Annotated in this window: 10 protein-coding genes; 6 read left to right on the top strand and 4 right to left on the bottom strand. The window is 65.9% G+C overall.

Annotated elements, in window-relative coordinates:
- The first annotated feature begins 438 nt into the window (after positions 1-438).
- The 5 genes from PW843_28005 (at position 439) to PW843_27985 (ending at position 9959) form a co-directional block, all read left to right on the top strand.
- The gene (locus PW843_28005) at positions 439-2064 is read left to right on the top strand and encodes a fumarate hydratase (GenBank protein MDE1150410.1); all 1626 of its coding nucleotides are present in this window, start codon (positions 439-441) and stop codon (positions 2062-2064) included.
- A gap of 141 nt (positions 2065-2205) precedes the next feature.
- The gene (locus tag PW843_28000; GenBank protein ID MDE1150409.1) at positions 2206-3924 is read left to right on the top strand and encodes a thiamine pyrophosphate-binding protein; all 1719 of its coding nucleotides are present in this window, start codon (positions 2206-2208) and stop codon (positions 3922-3924) included.
- 275 nt (positions 3925-4199) lie between these two features.
- A complete protein-coding gene (locus PW843_27995; protein ID MDE1150408.1) occupies positions 4200-8336 on the top strand; it encodes a GLUG motif-containing protein in 4137 nt (1378 codons plus the stop codon).
- A gap of 133 nt (positions 8337-8469) precedes the next feature.
- Positions 8470-9384: a hypothetical protein gene (locus PW843_27990; protein ID MDE1150407.1), complete on the top strand. Its 915-nt coding sequence runs from the start codon at positions 8470-8472 to the stop codon at positions 9382-9384.
- 140 nt (positions 9385-9524) lie between these two features.
- Positions 9525-9959 (top strand): hypothetical protein, encoded by a 435-nt coding sequence (locus PW843_27985; GenBank protein MDE1150406.1) that lies wholly within the window; start codon positions 9525-9527, stop codon positions 9957-9959.
- Between the two features lie 521 nt (positions 9960-10480).
- On the opposite strand, the gene PW843_27980 is transcribed toward PW843_27985, so the two are convergent.
- The 4 genes from PW843_27980 to PW843_27965 all read right to left on the bottom strand — a co-directional run bounded on the left by PW843_27980 (position 10481) and on the right by PW843_27965 (position 15570).
- The gene (locus tag PW843_27980; GenBank protein MDE1150405.1) at positions 10481-11164 is read right to left on the bottom strand and encodes a Fe2+-dependent dioxygenase; all 684 of its coding nucleotides are present in this window, start codon (positions 11162-11164) and stop codon (positions 10481-10483) included.
- A gap of 133 nt (positions 11165-11297) precedes the next feature.
- Complete coding sequence (locus PW843_27975) at positions 11298-13793, bottom strand: TonB-dependent receptor (GenBank protein ID MDE1150404.1); 2496 nt, start codon at positions 13791-13793, stop codon at positions 11298-11300.
- 160 nt (positions 13794-13953) lie between these two features.
- The gene (locus PW843_27970; protein MDE1150403.1) at positions 13954-14925 is read right to left on the bottom strand and encodes a FecR domain-containing protein; all 972 of its coding nucleotides are present in this window, start codon (positions 14923-14925) and stop codon (positions 13954-13956) included.
- A 147-nt stretch (positions 14926-15072) separates the two neighbouring features.
- On the bottom strand, positions 15073-15570 hold the full coding sequence (locus PW843_27965) for a sigma-70 family RNA polymerase sigma factor (protein MDE1150402.1): 498 nt from the start codon (positions 15568-15570) through the stop codon (positions 15073-15075).
- 392 nt (positions 15571-15962) lie between these two features.
- Here PW843_27965 and PW843_27960 point away from each other — a divergent pair, with 392 nt between their 5' ends.
- The gene (locus PW843_27960; GenBank protein MDE1150401.1) at positions 15963-18197 is read left to right on the top strand and encodes a TonB-dependent siderophore receptor; all 2235 of its coding nucleotides are present in this window, start codon (positions 15963-15965) and stop codon (positions 18195-18197) included.
- Positions 18198-18235: the final 38 nt, after the last annotated feature.

Genomic DNA, 18235 nt, shown 5'->3' with positions numbered 1-18235 from the left:
TGATCCATCCGCCCCCAAGGCGGCGCCCGGCTTTTGTAGAGGCGGAAAGGTATAATAAGTATTAAGGCAAACACCAATCGATAATATTGAAGAGTATCAGTATGTATTAATCTGAAATAATCACAATATGTCAGGACTTGTCTGATATCGCCCTTTGAGGCGGCCCATCCCCTGCATCAATGCTCGAAAACTATATTTGCACTCTTGGATTTCCGGCTTTCTGCGGCCGATGGGTCACAACCCGGAACGGCGAACGCCGGACAGGTGGCGTGCGCGCGGCGCAGATGACAGGCCCCGCCCGCTGGCGTAAGGTCCGCGCCGGTTCCGGGAGCCGCCCGGGGCCAAGCCAGTTGGACCACACCGGCGGGGCCCCGCAAAGCCGCCGCCGGACAAGCCGGGCCAAGAGAGGCCGGGCAGGGCAAGCCGGGAGTTAACCCAATGCCAGACGTCGGCGGTGAAAGCCGGGAGTTCACCCTGTTCCCCGTGGCCAAGGACGCCACCAGCTACCGCAAGCTGACCAGCGACCATGTGTCGGTCACCAGCTTCGACGGGGAGGAGGTGCTGAAGGTCGAGCCCGAGGGCCTGCGCCTGCTGGCCGAGCAGGCCTTCATGGACATCAACCACCTGCTGCGCCCCGGCCATCTGGCCCAGTTGCGCGCCATCCTGGATGATGCCGAGGCCTCGCCCAACGACCGTTTCGTGGCGTTGGACCTGCTGAAGAACGCCGCCATCGCGTCATCCGGCATCCTGCCGATGTGCCAGGACACCGGCACCGCCATCATCATGGGCAAGAAGGGCCGCCGCGTCTGGACCAAGGGCGGGGATGAGACCGCCCTGGGCAGCGGCGTGCTGGACGCCTACGCCAAGCGCAACCTGCGCTACAGCCAGGTCGCCCCCCTGTCCATGTATGAGGAAAAGAACACCCGCACCAACCTGCCGGCCCAGGTCGACATCTATGCGGAGGGCGAGGACGCCTACAAGTTCCTGTTCATGGCCAAGGGCGGCGGGTCAGCCAACAAGACCTTCCTGTTCCAGGCCACCCCGTCCGTGCTGGCGCCCGACCGCCTGCTGCCCTTCCTGGAAGAGAAGATCAAGTCGCTGGGCACGTCCGCCTGCCCGCCCTATCACCTGGCGGTGGTCATCGGCGGCACCAGTGCCGAGATGAACCTGAAGACGGTGAAGCTGGCCTCCGCCCGCTATTACGACGGCCTGCCCACCCAGGGCTCGGAAAGCGGCCACGCCTTCCGCGACCTGGAGATGGAGGCCGCGGTCCACAAGCTGAGCCAGACCATGGGCATCGGCGCGCAGTTCGGCGGCAAGTACTTCTGCCACGACGTGCGCGTCATCCGCCTGCCGCGCCACGGCGCCTCGCTGCCCATCGGCATCGGCGTGTCATGCTCCGCCGACCGCCAGGCCATGGCCAAGATCACCCGCGACGGCATCTTCCTGGAAGAGCTGGAGCACGATCCCGCCCGCTTCCTGCCGGAAATCGACGCCGGCGACCTGGAAGGCGAGGTCGTCAAGATCGACCTGACCCGGCCCATGTCGGAAATCCGCGCCACGCTGACCCAGTACCCGATCCGCACCCGCGTCTCGCTGACCGGACCGCTGATCGTGGCGCGCGACAGCGCCCATGCCCGCCTGCGCGCTGGGCTTGAGGCCGGCCAGCCGCTGCCTGATTACTTCAAGAACCACCCCATCTATTACGCCGGCCCCGCCAAGACGCCGACGGGCTACGCCTCCGGCTCCTTCGGGCCCACCACGGCCGGGCGCATGGACAGCTTCGTGGACCAGTTCCAGGCGGCGGGCGGTTCCTTCGTCATGCTGGCCAAGGGCAACCGCAGCCCGGCGGTGCGCGAGGCGTGCAAGAAGCACGGCGGCTTCTACTTGGGATCCATCGGCGGTGCGGCCGCCCGCCTGGCCCAGGATTGCATCAAGAAGGTGGAATGCATCGCCTTTGAGGATTTGGGCATGGAAGCCATCTGGCGCATCGAGGTCGAGGACTTCCCCGCCTTCATCGTCGTGGACGACAAGGGCAACGACTTCTTCCAGGAATTCACCTGACCCCTGGAATTGACGCTTGAGTGACGAACCCCGCCGGCGCCCTGCCGGCGGGGTTTTTCTTTTGCATGCCAGCACTTCGGGACCCATCCGTCCTCCACGCGGTTATCCCCCCGACCATTGGACCAGGAAGGGATGACCGGAATGAGCAAGACCGTCGCCGACATCATGGTGGAAACCCTGCGCGCCGCCGGCGCGCGGCGCTGCTACGGCGTGCCGGGCGATACCCTGAACTACTTCACCGACGCGCTGCGCCGCAGCGACCTGCGCTGGGTCCATGTGCGGCATGAGGAGGCGGGGGCCATGGCCGCCGGGGCCGACGCCCTACTGACGGGGGAACTGGCGCTGTGCGCCGGGTCGTGCGGCCCGGGCAGCCTGCACTTCATCAACGGCGTGTGGGAAAGCAACCGCAACCGGGCGCCGGTGGTGCTGATCGCCAGCCAGGTGACGCGGGACGAGCTGGGGTTCGACTTCCCGCAGGAGGTGGACTTCAAGGCAGTCTACAGCGCCGGCACCGTCTTCTGCCAGGAGATCCGCACCCCCGCCCAGGCCCGGCGCATGACGGCAATGGCGGCGCAAGCGGCCCTGGTGAAAAAGGGTGTCGCCGTGCTGATCGTGCCGGTGGACATCTCCAGCGCCGACGCCCCCGACGAGCCGGACTTCGCCGTCCACCGCGCCCGCCCCGTCATCCGCCCCAGCGAGGCGGAACTGGACGACATGGCGCGCCTGCTGAACGCCGGCACCAAGGTCGCCATCTATGGCGGGTCAGGCTGCGAGAACGCGCACGACCAGGTGGTGGCGCTGGCGGAACGGCTGAAGGCGCCGGTGGCCCGCACCTCGCGCGCCAAGGACTTCCTGGAACACGACAACCCTTATGACGTGGGCATGACCGGCATCTTCGGCACGGCCGGCGGCTATCGCGCCCTGATGGACTGCGACACCCTGCTGCTGCTGGGCTGTGATTTCGCCTGGCGGCAGTTCTATCCGTCCAAGGCCAGGATCATCCAGCTGGACATCGACGGCGCCCATTTGGGCCGCCGCCACCCGGTGGATGTGGGCGTGGTGGGCGACGTCAAGGCGACGCTGGAGGCCCTGCTGCCCCGGTTGGAGCCGCGAGACGACCGCCGTTTCCTGGACGCCGCCCTGGCGCAGGCCGGCAAGGCGGAGGCCAAGCTGGAGAAGCGCGCCAAGGGCGCCAACAACGTCACCACCATCCACCCGCAATATCTGACGGAGGTGGTGGCCCGCCACGCGGCGACGGACGCGGTCTACACCGCCGACGGCGGATCGCCCATGGTGTGGTGCCTGCGCCATGTGCCGTCCACCGGCCAGAACCGCACCGTCGTCAGCCTCAGCCACGGCACCATGGCCAACGCCATGCCCCAGGCGCTGGGCGCCCAGGCGGCCTTCCCCGGCCGGCAGGTCATCTCATTGTCCGGCGACGGCGGCCTGACCATGCTGATGGGCGATCTGCTGACCGCCGTGCAGGAGAACCTGCCCATCAAGGTGGCGGTGTTCAACAACGGCTCCCTCGGGTTCGTGGAGATCGAGCAGAAGGTGGAGGGCTTGCTGGACACCTACACCGACCTGAAGAACCCGGACTTCGCCCGCGTGGCCGCCGCCATGGGCCTGTGGGGCCGCCGGGTGGAGCAGCCGGAGGAGTTGGAGCGCGCGGTGCGCGACTGGCTGGACGCCCCCGGCCCCGCCTTGCTGGACGTGGTCACCGACCGGTACGAGCTGGTGATCCCGCCCAAGGTCGCGCCGGCCCAGGTGATGGGCACGGCGCTGTATTCCGCCAAGGGCATCCTGGCCGGCCGCGCCGACGAGGTGTTCAGCCTGATCGAGGGGGCGGTGAAGCCCTGACCGCATTCGCTTGACCAGACGGTGGCAAACATCTAAAGGTTGTTTGCCACCGTCTGGTCACAGGCCGGGGACAGGGTGTCGCGCGTACTATCCCGACAGGGAGCCAACGCCACCACCCTTAAGAAACAAAGCTGCCAGAACCATTCCCGCACTGCGCCCCGGCGCCGCTATCCCCCAGGCGGCGCGGGTGCGTGGCCTGGCCGGCTGCCAGTGCCCCTCCCTCCGCGTCCCGATCCGCCGGCGGATACCAGGCGGACGCCCGAGGGATTTTGATCATGGTCGACCTGAACCGGCCCGCCGCCCCGCGCCCGCGTGGACGCGGCGTCCCCTTCCGCACCCTGCTGGCCACCTCCGCCGCGCTGGTCGCCTTGACGGCGGCGGGCGCCCAAGCCCAGCAAGGCGCCCTGCCCACCGGCGGCAGCGTGGCCGCCGGTGCCGCCGCCATCAGCCAGACGGGCGGCGACATGACCATCGTCCAGTCCAGCCCCCGCGCCGTCATCAACTGGCAGAGCTTCAGCATCGGTACCGGCAACGCCGTCACCTTCCAGCAGCCGGGATCCGGCGCCGCCGCCCTGAACCGCGTGGTGTCGGGCATCCCGTCCGACATTCTGGGCAAGCTGACCGCCAACGGCCAAATCTTCATCGTCAATCCCGCCGGCATCACCTTCGGCAAGGGGGCGACCGTCAACGTGGGCGGGCTGATCGCCAGCACGCTGGACATCGCCAACCAGGACTTCATGGCCGGCAACGATGTCTTCACCCGCAACGGCGCCACCGGCGGCATCACCAACCAGGGCAGCCTGACCGCCGCGGACGGCGGCTATATCGGCCTGCTGGCGCCGGAGGTGGTGAATGAGGGCGTCGTCACCGCCAAGCTGGGCAGCGTGGTCCTGGCGGCCGGGGAGAAGGTCACCCTGACGTTTGCGGATGGCGGCGGCGTCACGGTGGCGGTGGACCCAGCGGCGATGCGGGCGCTGATCATCAACCGCCGGCTGATCGCGGCACCGGACGGCCAGGTGGTGCTGTCGGCCAAGTCCGCCGACGCCCTGCTGGGCGGCGTCATCAACAACAGCGGCGTGATCGAGGCCAGCGCCCTGTCCGCCCATGGCGGCGTGGTGACGCTGGACGCCTCATCCGCCATCGACAGCAGCGGTACCATCGCCGCCGACGGCATCGGCACGGGCAACGGTGGCGGCATCCGCCTGACCTCCGCCGGCAGCACGACGGTGACCGGCGCCCTGTCCGCCAAGGCGGGGGCCGAGGGCGGCGACGGCGGCAGCATCGAGACATCCGGCGCCAATTTCGCCATCGCCGACGTGCGCGTCGACACCAGCGCCCCGCATGGCAAGACCGGCACCTGGCTGCTGGATCCGTCCAACCTCATCGTGACCGCCGCCGGCGGCACCTCCGACGCCAATGTCAGCGTCATCAGCAACACCACCGTCGAAACCGCGCTGGCCACCACCAACGTCACCTTGCAGACCGGATCCACCGGCGGCGCCAACGGCGACATCCTGGTGGCCGCCCCCATCAGCTGGACCGGCGGCAACAGCCTGACCCTGGCCGCCTATCGCGACATCACCGTCAGCGCCGGCATCACCCACGGCGGCACCAGTGCGGCGACACTGGCGCTGAACTACGGCACGGGCGGCAGCGGCGCGCTGGACGTGAACCAGGGCGCCAAGGTGTCCTTGCGGGCGGCGGGCGACGCCCTGTCCATCCAGGGCCTGGCCTACACCCTGGTCAACACTCCGGCCCAGTTGCAGGCCATGGCGGACGATTTGGCCGGCCATTACGCCCTGAACGCGGACCTGGACATGGCCGGCGTCGCCTTTACTCCCGTGGGTGGTAACGGCGATGCCTTCAGCGGTGTCTTCCAGGGCCTGGGCCACGGCATCGCCAACCTGGCGGTGGGCGGCACCGGCCAGGTTTATGTCGGCCTGTTCGGCGACAGTTCGGGCCTGCTGAACGATGTCATCCTCAATCAGGTGGCCGCCGCCGGCCTGGCGGACGTGGGCGGCGTCACCGGCCGCAACAGCGGCACCATCCGCCACGCCCAGGTCACCGGCACGATCAACGGCGACAGCTACAACGCGGACGGCATCGGCGGCCTGGCGGGCGTGAACCAGGGTGTCATCGACACATCCTGGTCCAGCGTCGCCGTCGCCATCGGTGGCGTGGACAGCACGCGGGTGGGCGGTCTGGTCGGCCTGAACGCCGGCACCATCAGCGACAGCCACGCCCTGGGCAGCGTCACGGTGGGGGAGAATTCCGGCGGCAATTTCCAGGGCGGGCCGCCGCCGGTGGCCAGCGGCGTGGGCGGCCTGGCCGGCGCCAACACCGGCACCATCCTGAACAGCTACAGCCTGGCGGCGGTGACGGCAGGCGACTACAGCGCCAACATCGGCGGGCTGGTCGGGGATAATGAGGGGCTGATCAGCCACGCCTTCGCCCTGGGCACCGTCCGCGCCGGCATGTACAGCGCCGTGGTCGGCGGCCTGGTGGGCGGGAACGGCTATATCTCGGTGGAACAGCGGGGCAAGCCGGCCACCATCGTCAGCGGCACCATCACCGACAGCTACGCCGCCAATTCGGTGATCGTCGGGCCCGGCAGCGGTCTTCTCGGCGGGCTGGTGGGGCGCAGTCAGTTGGGCACCATCGCCAATTCCTATGCGGATGGCGGCACCCTGGGCAGTGGCGTGGCCGGCCTGGTGGGCGAGAACGACGGCGCCCTGACCAACAGCCACGCCACCGGCGACACCACCGGCGCCTCCGGCCTGGTGAACCTGAACACGGGCACCATCACCACCAGCTATGCCACCGGCAACGTCAGCGGCACCGGCACGCTGGGCGGGCTGGCGGGCACCAATACCGGCGTCATCATCGCCAGCCATGCCACCGGCCGGGTCGTGGGCATCCGGGACGGCAGCTTCATCCCCCAACAGCAGGTCGGCGGACTGGTCGGCATCAATGGCGGACTGATCAGCGCCAGTTACGCCACCGGCGGCGTGCAGGGCACCGACACCAGCGGCGGGCTGGCGGGCGTCAATGCCGGCACCATCGTCAACAGCCACGCCAACGGCGCCGTCATCACCAGCAACGCCACCGGCCTGGTCACGGGCACCCAGGTGGGCGGCCTGGCGGGCGTCAATTCCGGCGTGATCACGGCCAGCTACGCCACCGGCAACGTCACCGCCGGCGACAACAGCCGCTATCTGGGCGGCCTGGTGGGGTACAACACCGGCGCCATCAGCGACGCCTACGCGTTGGGCAATGTCCAAGCGGGCAGCGGCAGCGGCAGCATCGGCGGCCTGGCCGGCTATAACGGGCCGATCACCGACGGCGCCAATGCCGGCGGCGGCGCCAAGTCCATCAACCACAGCTTCGCCACCGGCGATGTCCTGGTCGCCTACCTCACCTATGACGGCAGCGGTGCCGCCGCCGTCGGTGGCTTGGTCGGCATCAACGCCGGCACCATCGCCGCCAGCTACGCCACCGGCATGGTGGGCACGGGCAGCATCAGTTCAGGCGTCGGCGGGCTGGCGGGTGTCAACAGCGGCACCATCGGCGGCAGCCAGGCCGCCAACCCCACCGTAGCCGCGCGCACCGGCAGCAGCCAGGTGGGCGGCCTGGCGGGCGTCAACAGCGGCGTCATCCTGAACAGCCAGGCCACCGGTTTCGTGTCGGCCGGCCTTTCCCAGTATGTGGGCGGGCTGGCCGGGGCCAACGCCGGCAGCATCCGCGACAGCTGGGCCAGCGGCGGGGTGAACGGCGTCCGCTGGACCGGGGGCCTGGCCGGCGTCAACAGCGGCACCATCCTGAACAGCCAGGCCACCGGCGCGGTGGACGGCACCGCCTATTCCCCCCAACCCAGCGGCTATGCCGCCTTCGACGTGGGCGGATTGGTGGGCGAGAACACCGGCCTGATCGCCAACGCCCAAGCCAGCGGCGGCGTGCTGGCCAGCGGACGCGGCAGCACGAACGTGGGCGGCCTGGTGGGCGCCAACGGCGGCACCATCCTGAACAGCCAGGCCACTGGCAACCTGACGGGCGGCATCGACACCTCGGAATTCGGCGGGCTGGCGGGAACCAATACCGGGCTGATCGATGCCGGGGTCGCCGCCGGCAACCTGTCGACCGGGTACGGCAGCGACCAGGGCGGATTGGTCGGAAGCAACGGCGGCACCATCCTGAACAGCCATGCCACCGGCAACGTCAGTGCCGCGACCCAGGATTCCTATCGGACCGGCGGCCTGGCGGGAACCAACAGCGGCCTGATCAGGAACAGCTGGGCCAGCGGCAACGTCATCGGCGATCCGGACAATGGGCTGGGCAACCTGGTGGGGGTCAACGGCGGCACCATCGAGGACAGCCACGGTAGCGGCACCGTCAACGGCGTCCCCAATCCCTGACAGGGTGCGACGGCGCCCCCGCGCATACCCGCCGCATTGCCCCCGCCCCGGCCGTGGATTAAATTGAGGCGACAACATCCATTCAGGGCCGGGCCGGGACATGGCGAAGACACGGGCGCCGCGTGATTGTCGAATGGGCTTGCGGGCCTGCCTGGCCGCCGTTGTCCTCTTGGTCGGCGCGCCGGCACGCGCCCAGTCCGACCATGCCCAGTCCGATGGCCCGCCACCGGCCAAGACCGGGGATTCCGCCACCGGCAGCGTGACCATCACCGGCGAGCGGCCCACCAACCAATCGCTGGACAGCGTGGTCAGCGGCTTCGTGCGGTCGCGCACCACGCTGGCGCCCCACCTGGACCAGATCATCCGCTGGCGCAAGCCCATCTGCCCCCTGGTGCGGGGCGTGAAACCGGAGTTCGTGACCTTCATCACCGCCCGCATCGAGGGCATGGCGGAGGAGGTCGGCGCCCCCGCCCTGACCAAGGCCACCTGCAAGCCGGATGTGGAGGTCATCTTCACCGACCAGCCGCAGGCCATGATGGATGAGGTGGCCCGCAAATCGCCCGTCCTGCTGGGCTATCATTTCGTGAACCAGACCCAGGCGCTGGCCAAAGTCACCAAGCCCATCCAGGCCTGGTACGTGACCGCCACGTCCAACGGCGTCGACACCTATATCAACGATCCCTATGAGATGATGCCGGGCGGCGCGCTGGGCAGCCGCCTGGACCACGGCCACCTGGTCAGCGTGTTCGACCATGTGCTGGTCGTGGTGGACATGACCCGGATCAACGGCCGGCACCTGGGCCCCATCGCCGACTACGTGGCGATGCTGACCCTGGCCCAGCCCACGCCCAGCGGCGGCTGTGACGGCCTGCCCAGCCTATTGGACCTGTTCGCCGACACCTGCCCGGACCGGCAGAAACCGGAAATGCTGACCTCCGCCGACAAGGCCTATCTCGAGGGCCTCTATTCCGTGACCCCGGAAGACGTCGGCCCCCTGCAACGCGCCGCCATCGAGACACACATGCTGAAAAGCCTGGATGGGCCGTAAGGCGTGAGGTTGGATTCAACGACCGCTTAAGAATCCTCGATCAGCATATACATTTTATATTGAAAATACTCACTAGAATTCTCATTATTTCACTTATGATTCGCGCGCAATGTCAATTCCTCAGAAAAGGATATACTCCGATGATTAATATTAATGACTACATTTCCAAATACAAAATATCGGATGAGGATAGAAAAAAATTAGAAAATTCCACTACAGACCCAATTGTATATCATATATGGAAAGAAAATAAAGAAAGAAAAGAATGCGTCTATAGTGAAATAGGACCAATAATTTTCAGATATATGGATATAAGAACAGAAGCTCCAATAAGATCAGGATCATATTGGACACAAGCCTTAATTGAGGATTCAGAATATGCTGGATATACCATTGGAATATTTTCCGTACAAGCAAAATGGCGCATCGAACTCAAATTAAGCGCCGATGAATGGATATCAAATTTTGATCATGGCGAGTGCAGACAGGGATTAATTAGAGAATTTACGAATATATATCCCATACCACAGAACAGAATAAATTGGTTTAAAATGAATGATGAGATAATTTCATGATAAATTCTATAAAATACACCGAATGAAAGCAGGATTTTTTACTCAAATAATCATGCGCCAAACTTCGGGTTTTTACCAAAACCATAATCATTTTAAATTATCTCTCCCTATTTTTTTCTCCCAACGCATCTGTGGCAGAGAATCACCATTGTCGGCTTCCCCAATGGCATCATCCGGCAAATCATAGTTTCAGTGGAGAATCCAGCATGCGCGGCGGCGGCCAGGCAAGTCAGGACGGGCATCATGGATGACATCGACACCGACCGGATCGACCAGGCGGTCTTGGCGCTGCTCCACCTCGGGCTGCACGAGGAGGACCGGACGTAGAAGACGTTCGACTGGGCGGCGATGAACCGGCTTCATGAGCAAGGCCTCATCACCGACCCGGTGGGCAAGGCCAAGTCCGTGATGTTCACGGAAGCGGGCAAGCGGCGGGCCGAGGAACTTTTCCGAGAACTTTTCGGCCGCCGTTCCTAGGTTCGCACCCTACGGAGCGTGTTCGGCCATAGGCTGATCGCAATTCACAGCTCCGCCCATTCCTGGAGAAGGTTGTGATAGCTGTTGGTGAGCGAGAGGATCGCGGGGTCGGCGTCATCGACCCGCATGCGCAACTGGCGGATGGCCTTGTCGAGTTGATAGAGCAGGTCGCGGTGCGCGTGGTTCTTGACGATGGACTGCGTCCAGAAGAACGCGGCCAGGCGTGACCCGCGCGTGATCGTTTCCACCCGGTGCAGGCTTTGGGTGGGATAGACGATCATGTCGCCGGCGGGCAGGCGGACCGGCCTTTCCTCAAAGCCCCCCTCGATGATCAACCCCCCGCCGTCGTAGTTCTCCGGATCGTTGAGGAACAGGGTGGAGGACACGTCGGCGCGCATGCGCGGCCCCCCACCCGGCATCACGCGGATGGCACCATCGACATGGCTGCCGAAGTTCATGCCCTGGTCATAGCGGTTGAACATGGGCGGCAGCACGCGCAGCGGCAACGCCGCCGAGTTGAATTCCGGGTTGCGCCCCAGCGCGCGCAGGACGATCTCCCCCAGCTCTCGCGCCTCAGGCGACTCCACCGGCAGCTGAAGATTGAGCTTCGCCTTGCGGGCCTGCTCACCGGACGTCGATTGCCCCTCGATCCAGCGGGACTGAAGCATCACGTCGCGGCAATGCTTCAGCTCGGCCGGCGTCAGGACTTGGGGGATGTGGAGCATCATGGCGTTCTGTCCTGTGGGATGCGGCACGCACTGAAATCCTGCCGCATCCCATACCTTCCTTCACTTTGTGGGGGCCACGCGATGATTGAAGTCAACCAAGCGCAGCCCACCCGTTCAAACAAGCGTGGCGGTTCTAGAAACCCGCCCCGACAGTGACCATCACCATGCGCCCGGCAGAGGGGATGGCGCGGGCAGTGTTCGCGTTCTCCCCAGGGAAGAAGCTGTCATAGTTGGTGCGGTTCAACAGGTTGTAGCCATTGACCGCGATGCGGTAATTCTTGACCTCATAAGACAGCAGGCCGTCGAAGGACAGGTTGTAGGGCACCCGCGCCATGCCGTCGGTCCGCGTGACGATGGACGATTTGTAGATCGCCCCGCCGCCCACCTTCAGGTTGCCCAGCGTAAGACCGATCGCCTGCGTCAGGTCATACGTGGTCCACAGCGAGGCCGAATGTTCCGGCACGCCCTGGACATCCTTGCCGATGTTGGCGGCCGTGGCCGAACTCAAAGTTTCGCCGTCCAGATAGGTGTAGCCCACGTTCAGGGTCCAGGCCGCCGTGATCTGGCCGGTGAGGCCGATTTCCACGCCCTTCACCCTCTGCTTGTCCCCGGTCGATACCAGGGCACCGGTGCCATCCAGGAAAAAGGCGTTGTTCTTGGTGACCTGGAACAGGGCGCCGGTGACGCCCAGCTTGTCATCCAGCAGGCTGACCTTGGCGCCCACCTCCAGATTGGTGCTGCGCTCCGGATCGGTGTTGACCCGGGCGGTGTTGATCGGGTTGACGTCGGAGGTGATGTTCTGGCCGAAGGGCAGGTTGGTCGCGGTCGACCAGCTGAAATAGAAGGTCTGGCTGCTGCTGGGTTCCCAGATCAGGCTGGCCTTCGGGCTGAAATAGCCCGCCGAGGCGTCGGTGACGGTTCGCGTCGTGGTCGCGAGCTGATCGTACGTGGAGTCGAAACGATCCCAACGCCCGCCGCCCAGGACCGAAATCTGGTCGGTGAGCCACAACCGTTCGCTGGCGAACAGCGCGTAGTTCTGCTCATCGGAGCGCTTCACATTGCCCGGATTGACGTTGATCGCATAGTTCGCCGTCGTATTGGGCGTCAGCAGCCGTGGCACCGGGTTCTTGGTGACGGAGTAGGCATAGCCCTGGCGGAAATCCTTGGCGTAGGACAGGTCAGCGCCGAAGACCAATTCGTTCCACAGGCCAGCGGTGTTGAAGCGGGCCACGCCGGTGCTCAAATTCTGGATGCTCTTGGAATCCTGGACATAGGTGGGGCCGCCACCCGAGCCGTAGACGATGGTGGGATTGCCGCCAGCGAAGAAGGTGTTGGCGCAATTCTGGTCGCACGACGGCGTCGTGGTGCTGAAATAGCGATGGTAGGTGGCATAACGCGTATCGTTGGTGATCGTCAGCCAGTCGGCGGGTTTCGTCGAAAAGCGCGACGTCACCATGTCGATGTCCGATTTGTCCCGGTCGGTGCTCTTGCCGTAATAGTTGGAGCGTGAGACGCCGTAGGACGTCACCGGGATGCGCACCTGCGTGGCCGTAGGGGCGATCAGCGGCACGCCATAGTCGGGCGTGCGGTCGTTGGTCTGGTGGAAGTAGTTGAGATACCAGGTGGTGTCCGTGCCCAGCCCCACACCGAAGGAAGAAGCGACACCCCAGCGGTCGGACTTCACCGTGTCGCGATCAACGATGTCCTGGTTATGGAACATGCCGACGACACGCAGGGCCGTCGTCTCGTTGAAGGCGTAGTTCATGTCGCCGGTCGTGCGCACATATGAGCCGGAACCACCCGACACGCTGACATCACCGGAGGTGCCGGGCTTGGCCAGCTTGCTTTCGCTGTTGATGGCGCCGCCGGTGGTGCCGGCCCCGAAATTCTCCGACGACGGCCCTTTCAGGACCTGCACCTGTTCGTAATTGAAGGCGTCGCGGACATAGACGCCGAAGTCACGCAGGCCGTCGAGATAGGAACTGCCCAGGGAGTCGAAACCGCGGATCTGGAAACGGTCGCCGTTCGGACCGCCGTTGGCCTCGCCGATGGAAACGGTGATGCCGGGAACGTTGCGTAGCGCCTGTTCCAGCGTGGTGACCTGCTGTTCGCGCATCACCTCCTGGTTGACGACGTTGACGATCTGCGGCGTGTCCTGCACCTCGCTGTCCAGGCGGGCCACGCTGCTGCGGTTGCGCAGGGTGTTGGGCAGGCGGTTGGTCTCGGCCACGCCCTGGTCTTCCACGCGCACCGCGCCAAGATGGACGGCACCATCCGCCGCCTGGCCTGGGCCGGCCGCCTCCAGCTGCACGGCGTCATGCCCGACGAACCGGAAGGTCAGGCCCGTTCCCGCCAGCATCCGGCCCAGCGCCTCCGCCGGGGCGAAGTCGCCCACCACGGCGGCACTGGTCCGCCCCTCGATCAGCGGGCCCTGCCCCGTCACCTGCAGGCCGGACTGCTGGCTGAACACCAGGATGGCTTCACGAAGGGGCTGGGCCGGAACGTTGAAGTGATGCTGGCCCAAGGCCTGCGCCTGCGCGGTCGCGGCTGTCCCCGCCCCCGCCAGCGTCGTGGTCATCAGCAGCGCGCCCACCACCACCGCGCGGCGCATCTTGAACCGTTTCGTCATGCTTTTCCCCAATCATCCGTCAAGTCGACCCATCAACGGCACCTTTCTGCAAATGCGATGCAGTGGCACCTTATGGAGAGGATGATCGGTGGCCCGGCTTTTCCGTTAATCCGCGCACTTTATTTTCGGGGCCTTGCCAATTTCCTGAAATCGTGGGGCGTCAGGCGGCGGTCACGATCATCAGCCAGGGGGTGATGCGCACGACGCGCCCGCCATAGGGCGAAACGATGAGATTGAGGCTGCGCGCCGGATCGCGAAAATCGTAGGTGCCGGTGACGGGCATTGCGCCCAGCGCCCGGTCGGCCAGCACGATTTCGCCATGGTACCAGGGCCGTATCTCGGCGATCGCCTCGGCGATGGGGCGGTTGCGGACGGCCACCTTGCCGCTGCGCCAGCCGCCGACCAGTTCGGGCGCTTCCACGCCCGACGCCATCGCCACGTCCGGACCGATGCGGACCCAATCGCCGGCCCCCAGTTCGCTGGCGCCGGCGGCCCCCTCTACCCGGACCCGGCCGTGCCGCACGGCGACGCTGGTCTCATCCCCGATCATGCGCACATCAAAGCCGGTGCCCAGAACGGTGGTCGTGACATCGCCCGCCGTCACCCGGAACGGCCGCGCGGGATCGGGCCGCACCTCGAACATGGCCTGGCCGGCCAGCAGGCGGACACGGCGCCCCCCTTGCCCATAGTCAATCGCGATGGCACTGTCCGGTCCCAGTTCGACGGTGGAGCCGTCCGCCAGCATCACGGTCTCGACCTGCCCCACCCCCGAGATGTGGTCAGCCGCCAGGCGCAGCGCGATCATCGGCCGGGCGATCAGCACCAGGGCGATGACCGCGGCGGCGGCGGCCATCACCCGACGGCGCCGCGGGTTGGCGGCACCCTGCGGCCCGCCACGCCGCCAGGGCAAGCCGTCACCCGGGCCCGGCACTTCATAGGTTCGCCGCTCCGGCGGCGCGGTGGCGATGATCCGGGCGGTCTCATCCATGTCGGCCCAGGCGGCGGCATGGGCGGCCTCGGCCGCCAGCCAGGCATCAAAACGTACCCGCAGCGCCGCGTCGTCGGGATCCTCCCGCAGCAGGATGAACCATTCGGCAGCGGCCCGTTCGGGCGTGGCTCCGCCCCCCGTCATGGCCGGCGTGCCTTTCGGCACCAGGCGCGGACGGTGGGGATCGGGCGGAACCGGGAATGGTGGCGGGGCCTGCATATGGAGGAGACGTTGGAATTCACGCGTTTTCCTGAAAATTCTTGCGCGGCGAATTTTTCGGCGACCATCGCATCAGCGCCCTTGGCGCCGGCATTGATTGCAGATTTCCATCCCACGCGTAATCAGGGTTTGCGTGTATGAGAGCGACATGCCCAGCTTCTCGGCGATCTCGCGCAGCTTCATTTCCTCAAAGTGGTACATCTTGATCGCGGCCCGCTGGCGCGGCGGCATAGCGTCGATGGCGTCCAGCACCCGTTCCATCATCTGCCGCGCCATGCATTCCGCCTCCGCCGACGGCCGCTCGTCGGCGATGTCGGGCATGTCCTCCGGGGCGATCACCGTCTCACGCGACTGGCGCGCCTGGGAGAAGACCAGGTTGCGGATGATGCGCCGGAGATAGCCCAGCGGTTCGCGGACCACCCCGCTTTCGACCTTCCGGTCCAGCAGCAGCCAGGCGTCCTGCACGATGTCCTCCGCACCCACGCGATCCCCCGACAGCTTGCCGGCGTAACTGACAAGCGTGTCGCGGTGCGTCCTGTACAGGCGCAGGGTTATGCCTTCGTCACTCAAAACGTCTGGCTTCCTTCAGCGCGATGTCTCGCGGCCGAAATGGACAAGGACCAATCAGTTGCGAGGCATTCGCACCCACACGTATCGGATCAGGTGCTGATCTGCAAATAAAAATCCAACCCCGGACGCCATCGGCCAAGGCGCTGTATTCACAACGGAATAACCGAAACCCCACCCACCAGGGGCGGCGCGCCCCGGGCAAATTGTCGCAGATACGCGATTAATGGCGGATTCCCTGGGAATCTTGAGAATCAGTCTTATTTGACGCGTTGACGCCCCGCAAAACGGCAAATAATAGTCGATCTCATTCCTAACAAGGAAATTACCCTTTCCCGCGTTGGGAACGGGGGGAGCCAATCGGCAAAAGCCGTGACATCAAGGTGGGGACCGTAATGTCGAGCAATCGCGATTTCATCATCGCCAGCCGGGCCAAGGCGCCGCGCACGCTGGCGCGCACCGCCCTGTCGCTGGCGGGCGGCCTGTCGCTGGCGGGCGGCGGCCTGCTGTCGGCCGGCGCCCAGGCGCAGACGGCGGCCCCCCAGGCCAGCGCGCCGGCCCCGGCCGGACAGCAGCAGCAGGGCGGCACCCTGGCCCTGCCGACCCTGTCGGTGCAGGACCAGGACGTGCAGGCGCCGGATTACCGGACGGAGCGGCCGGCCAACAAGATGCTGACGGAAAAGCTGCTGGACACACCGCAGTCGGTCACCGTCATTTCCAACCAGGAGATGAAGGACCAGGGCGTCACCACCCTGCGCGACGCCCTGCGCAACGTGGCCGGCATCAGCCTGGCGGCCGGCGAGGCCGGCGCCCAGGGCGACAACCTGACCCTGCGCGGCTTCAGCGCCCGGTCCGACATCTTCCTGGACGGCCTGCGCGACTTCGGCAGCTATTACCGCGACAGCTTCAACTACCAGTCGGCCGAGGTGCTGAAGGGCCCGGACAGCGCCATGTTCGGCCGCGGGTCCACCGGCGGCACCATCAACCAGGTGAGCAAGGCCGCCGGGCTGGAGGCCATCACCGCCGGCACGGCCGGCATCGGCACCGACGGCATGAAGCGCCTGACCGCCGACGTGGACCGGGCGATCGACGCCACCACCGCCGTGCGCATCAACGCCATGGGCACCACCGCCGACGTCACCGGCCGCGACGGTGCCAAGAATGAGCGTTACGGCGTGGCGCCGACGGTGGCCTTCGGCATCGGCACGCCCACCCGCGTGACCTTGAGCTATCTGCACCAGTCGGAAGACGACCGCCCCGACTACGGCATCCCCTTCCTGCTGGGCAAGCCGGCGCCGGTGGACTACCGCAACTTCTATGGTTTCCACAGCGACTACCTGAAGACCGACGCCAACGTCGTGACCGCCGACGTGCAGCACGACCTGACGCCGGCCATCACCCTGGAAAACCAGTTCCGCTACGGCAATTACTACCGCAACGCCCGCATCACCGAACCGCAGTTGAACACCGCGGTGACCACGGCCACGGTGGGGCCCCTGTCCGGCCTGAACGTCACGCGCAACGAGATCACGGTGCGCAGCGTGGAAACCAGCCTGGACGACCAGGCGACGGCCAACATCCATTTCCACACCGGGTCGCTGGAACACGCCGTGGTGACGGGGATCGAGCTATCGCGCGAAACCTCCGACCCCACGCGGACGGCGTGGACGGGCGTGCCCACCACCAGCCTGGTGTCGCCCAATGAGGCGCAGGCTTTCGCCGGCGTGCCCAAGACCTCGTCCCGGGTCAGCGCCACGGTGGACACGGTGGCGGTGTTCGCGGTGGACACGGTGAAGTTCAACGACCAATGGTCGCTGGTCGGCGGCTTCCGTTACGACCATCTGGACAGCGACTATGCCCAGACGGTGGCGCCGGCCACCGCGTTCTCGCGCACCGACAGCCTGCCGTCCGGCCGCGCCGCCCTGGTGTTCAAGCCCACGCCGGAAAGCAGCGTCTATGCCAGCTTCGGCACCTCGTTCAACCCGTCGGCGGAGCAGATCTCCCTGTCCGCCGCCACCGCCAACGTCGATCCGGAAAGCAACAAGACCTATGAGGTCGGCGGCAAGATCGACCTGCTGCATGACCGCTTGAGCGTGCGCACCGCCCTGTTCCAGACGGAAAAGGACAACGCCCGCGTCACCGACCCCAACAACTCCGCCCTCAACGTGCTGGGCGGCGACCAGCGGGTGCAGGGTGCGGAACTGGAGTTGGAGGGGCACATCACCGACGCGTGGCAGGCCACCATGGGTTACGCCTACATGGACGGCACGGTCATCAAGTCCACCACCTTCGCCCAAGTGGGCCGGGCGCTGGCCAACGTGCCGCACCACACCTTCAACCTGTGGACCACCTATCAGCTGACCAAGGACTGGCAGATCGGCGGCGGCGCCAACGCCGTGTCACAGCGCGCGGCGACCAGCAGCCCGGTGGCGGCCACCAACCTGATCAACGTCGTGCCCGGCTATTGGACCTTCAGCGCCATGGCCAAGTACGACCTGAGCGACAAGATCAGCATCCAGGCCAACGCCACCAACCTGCTGGACCGGTCCTACATCGACCAGCTGCACCCGGCCCACCTGGTGCCCGGCGAAGGGCGGACGGTTCAATTCACGCTTAATATCGCGTATTAATCTCAACTGGCCTTTCCATCCGGCATTCAGGGCGGCAT

It is taken from the genome of Azospirillaceae bacterium, assembly GCA_028283825.1.
Taxonomy (GTDB): domain Bacteria; phylum Pseudomonadota; class Alphaproteobacteria; order Azospirillales; family Azospirillaceae; genus Nitrospirillum.
The sequence above is the reverse complement of the archived record's forward strand: the minus strand, read 5'-3'. Positions and strand labels throughout refer to the sequence as shown.

Excerpts from the sequence above, each read along its gene's own strand:
- PW843_27970 (MDE1150403.1), bottom strand. The coding sequence starts at position 14,925 with ATGACGGGGGGCGGAGCCACGCCCGAACGGGCCGCTGCCGAATGGTTC.
- PW843_28005 (MDE1150410.1), top strand. The coding sequence starts at position 439 with ATGCCAGACGTCGGCGGTGAAAGCCGGGAGTTCACCCTGTTCCCCGTG.
- PW843_27975 (MDE1150404.1), bottom strand. The coding sequence starts at position 13,793 with ATGACGAAACGGTTCAAGATGCGCCGCGCGGTGGTGGTGGGCGCGCTG.
- PW843_27995 (MDE1150408.1), top strand. The coding sequence starts at position 4,200 with ATGGTCGACCTGAACCGGCCCGCCGCCCCGCGCCCGCGTGGACGCGGC.
- PW843_27980 (MDE1150405.1), bottom strand. The coding sequence starts at position 11,164 with ATGATGCTCCACATCCCCCAAGTCCTGACGCCGGCCGAGCTGAAGCAT.
- PW843_27990 (MDE1150407.1), top strand. The coding sequence starts at position 8,470 with ATGGGCTTGCGGGCCTGCCTGGCCGCCGTTGTCCTCTTGGTCGGCGCG.
- PW843_27985 (MDE1150406.1), top strand. The coding sequence starts at position 9,525 with ATGATTAATATTAATGACTACATTTCCAAATACAAAATATCGGATGAG.
- PW843_28000 (MDE1150409.1), top strand. The coding sequence starts at position 2,206 with ATGAGCAAGACCGTCGCCGACATCATGGTGGAAACCCTGCGCGCCGCC.
- PW843_27960 (MDE1150401.1), top strand. The coding sequence starts at position 15,963 with ATGTCGAGCAATCGCGATTTCATCATCGCCAGCCGGGCCAAGGCGCCG.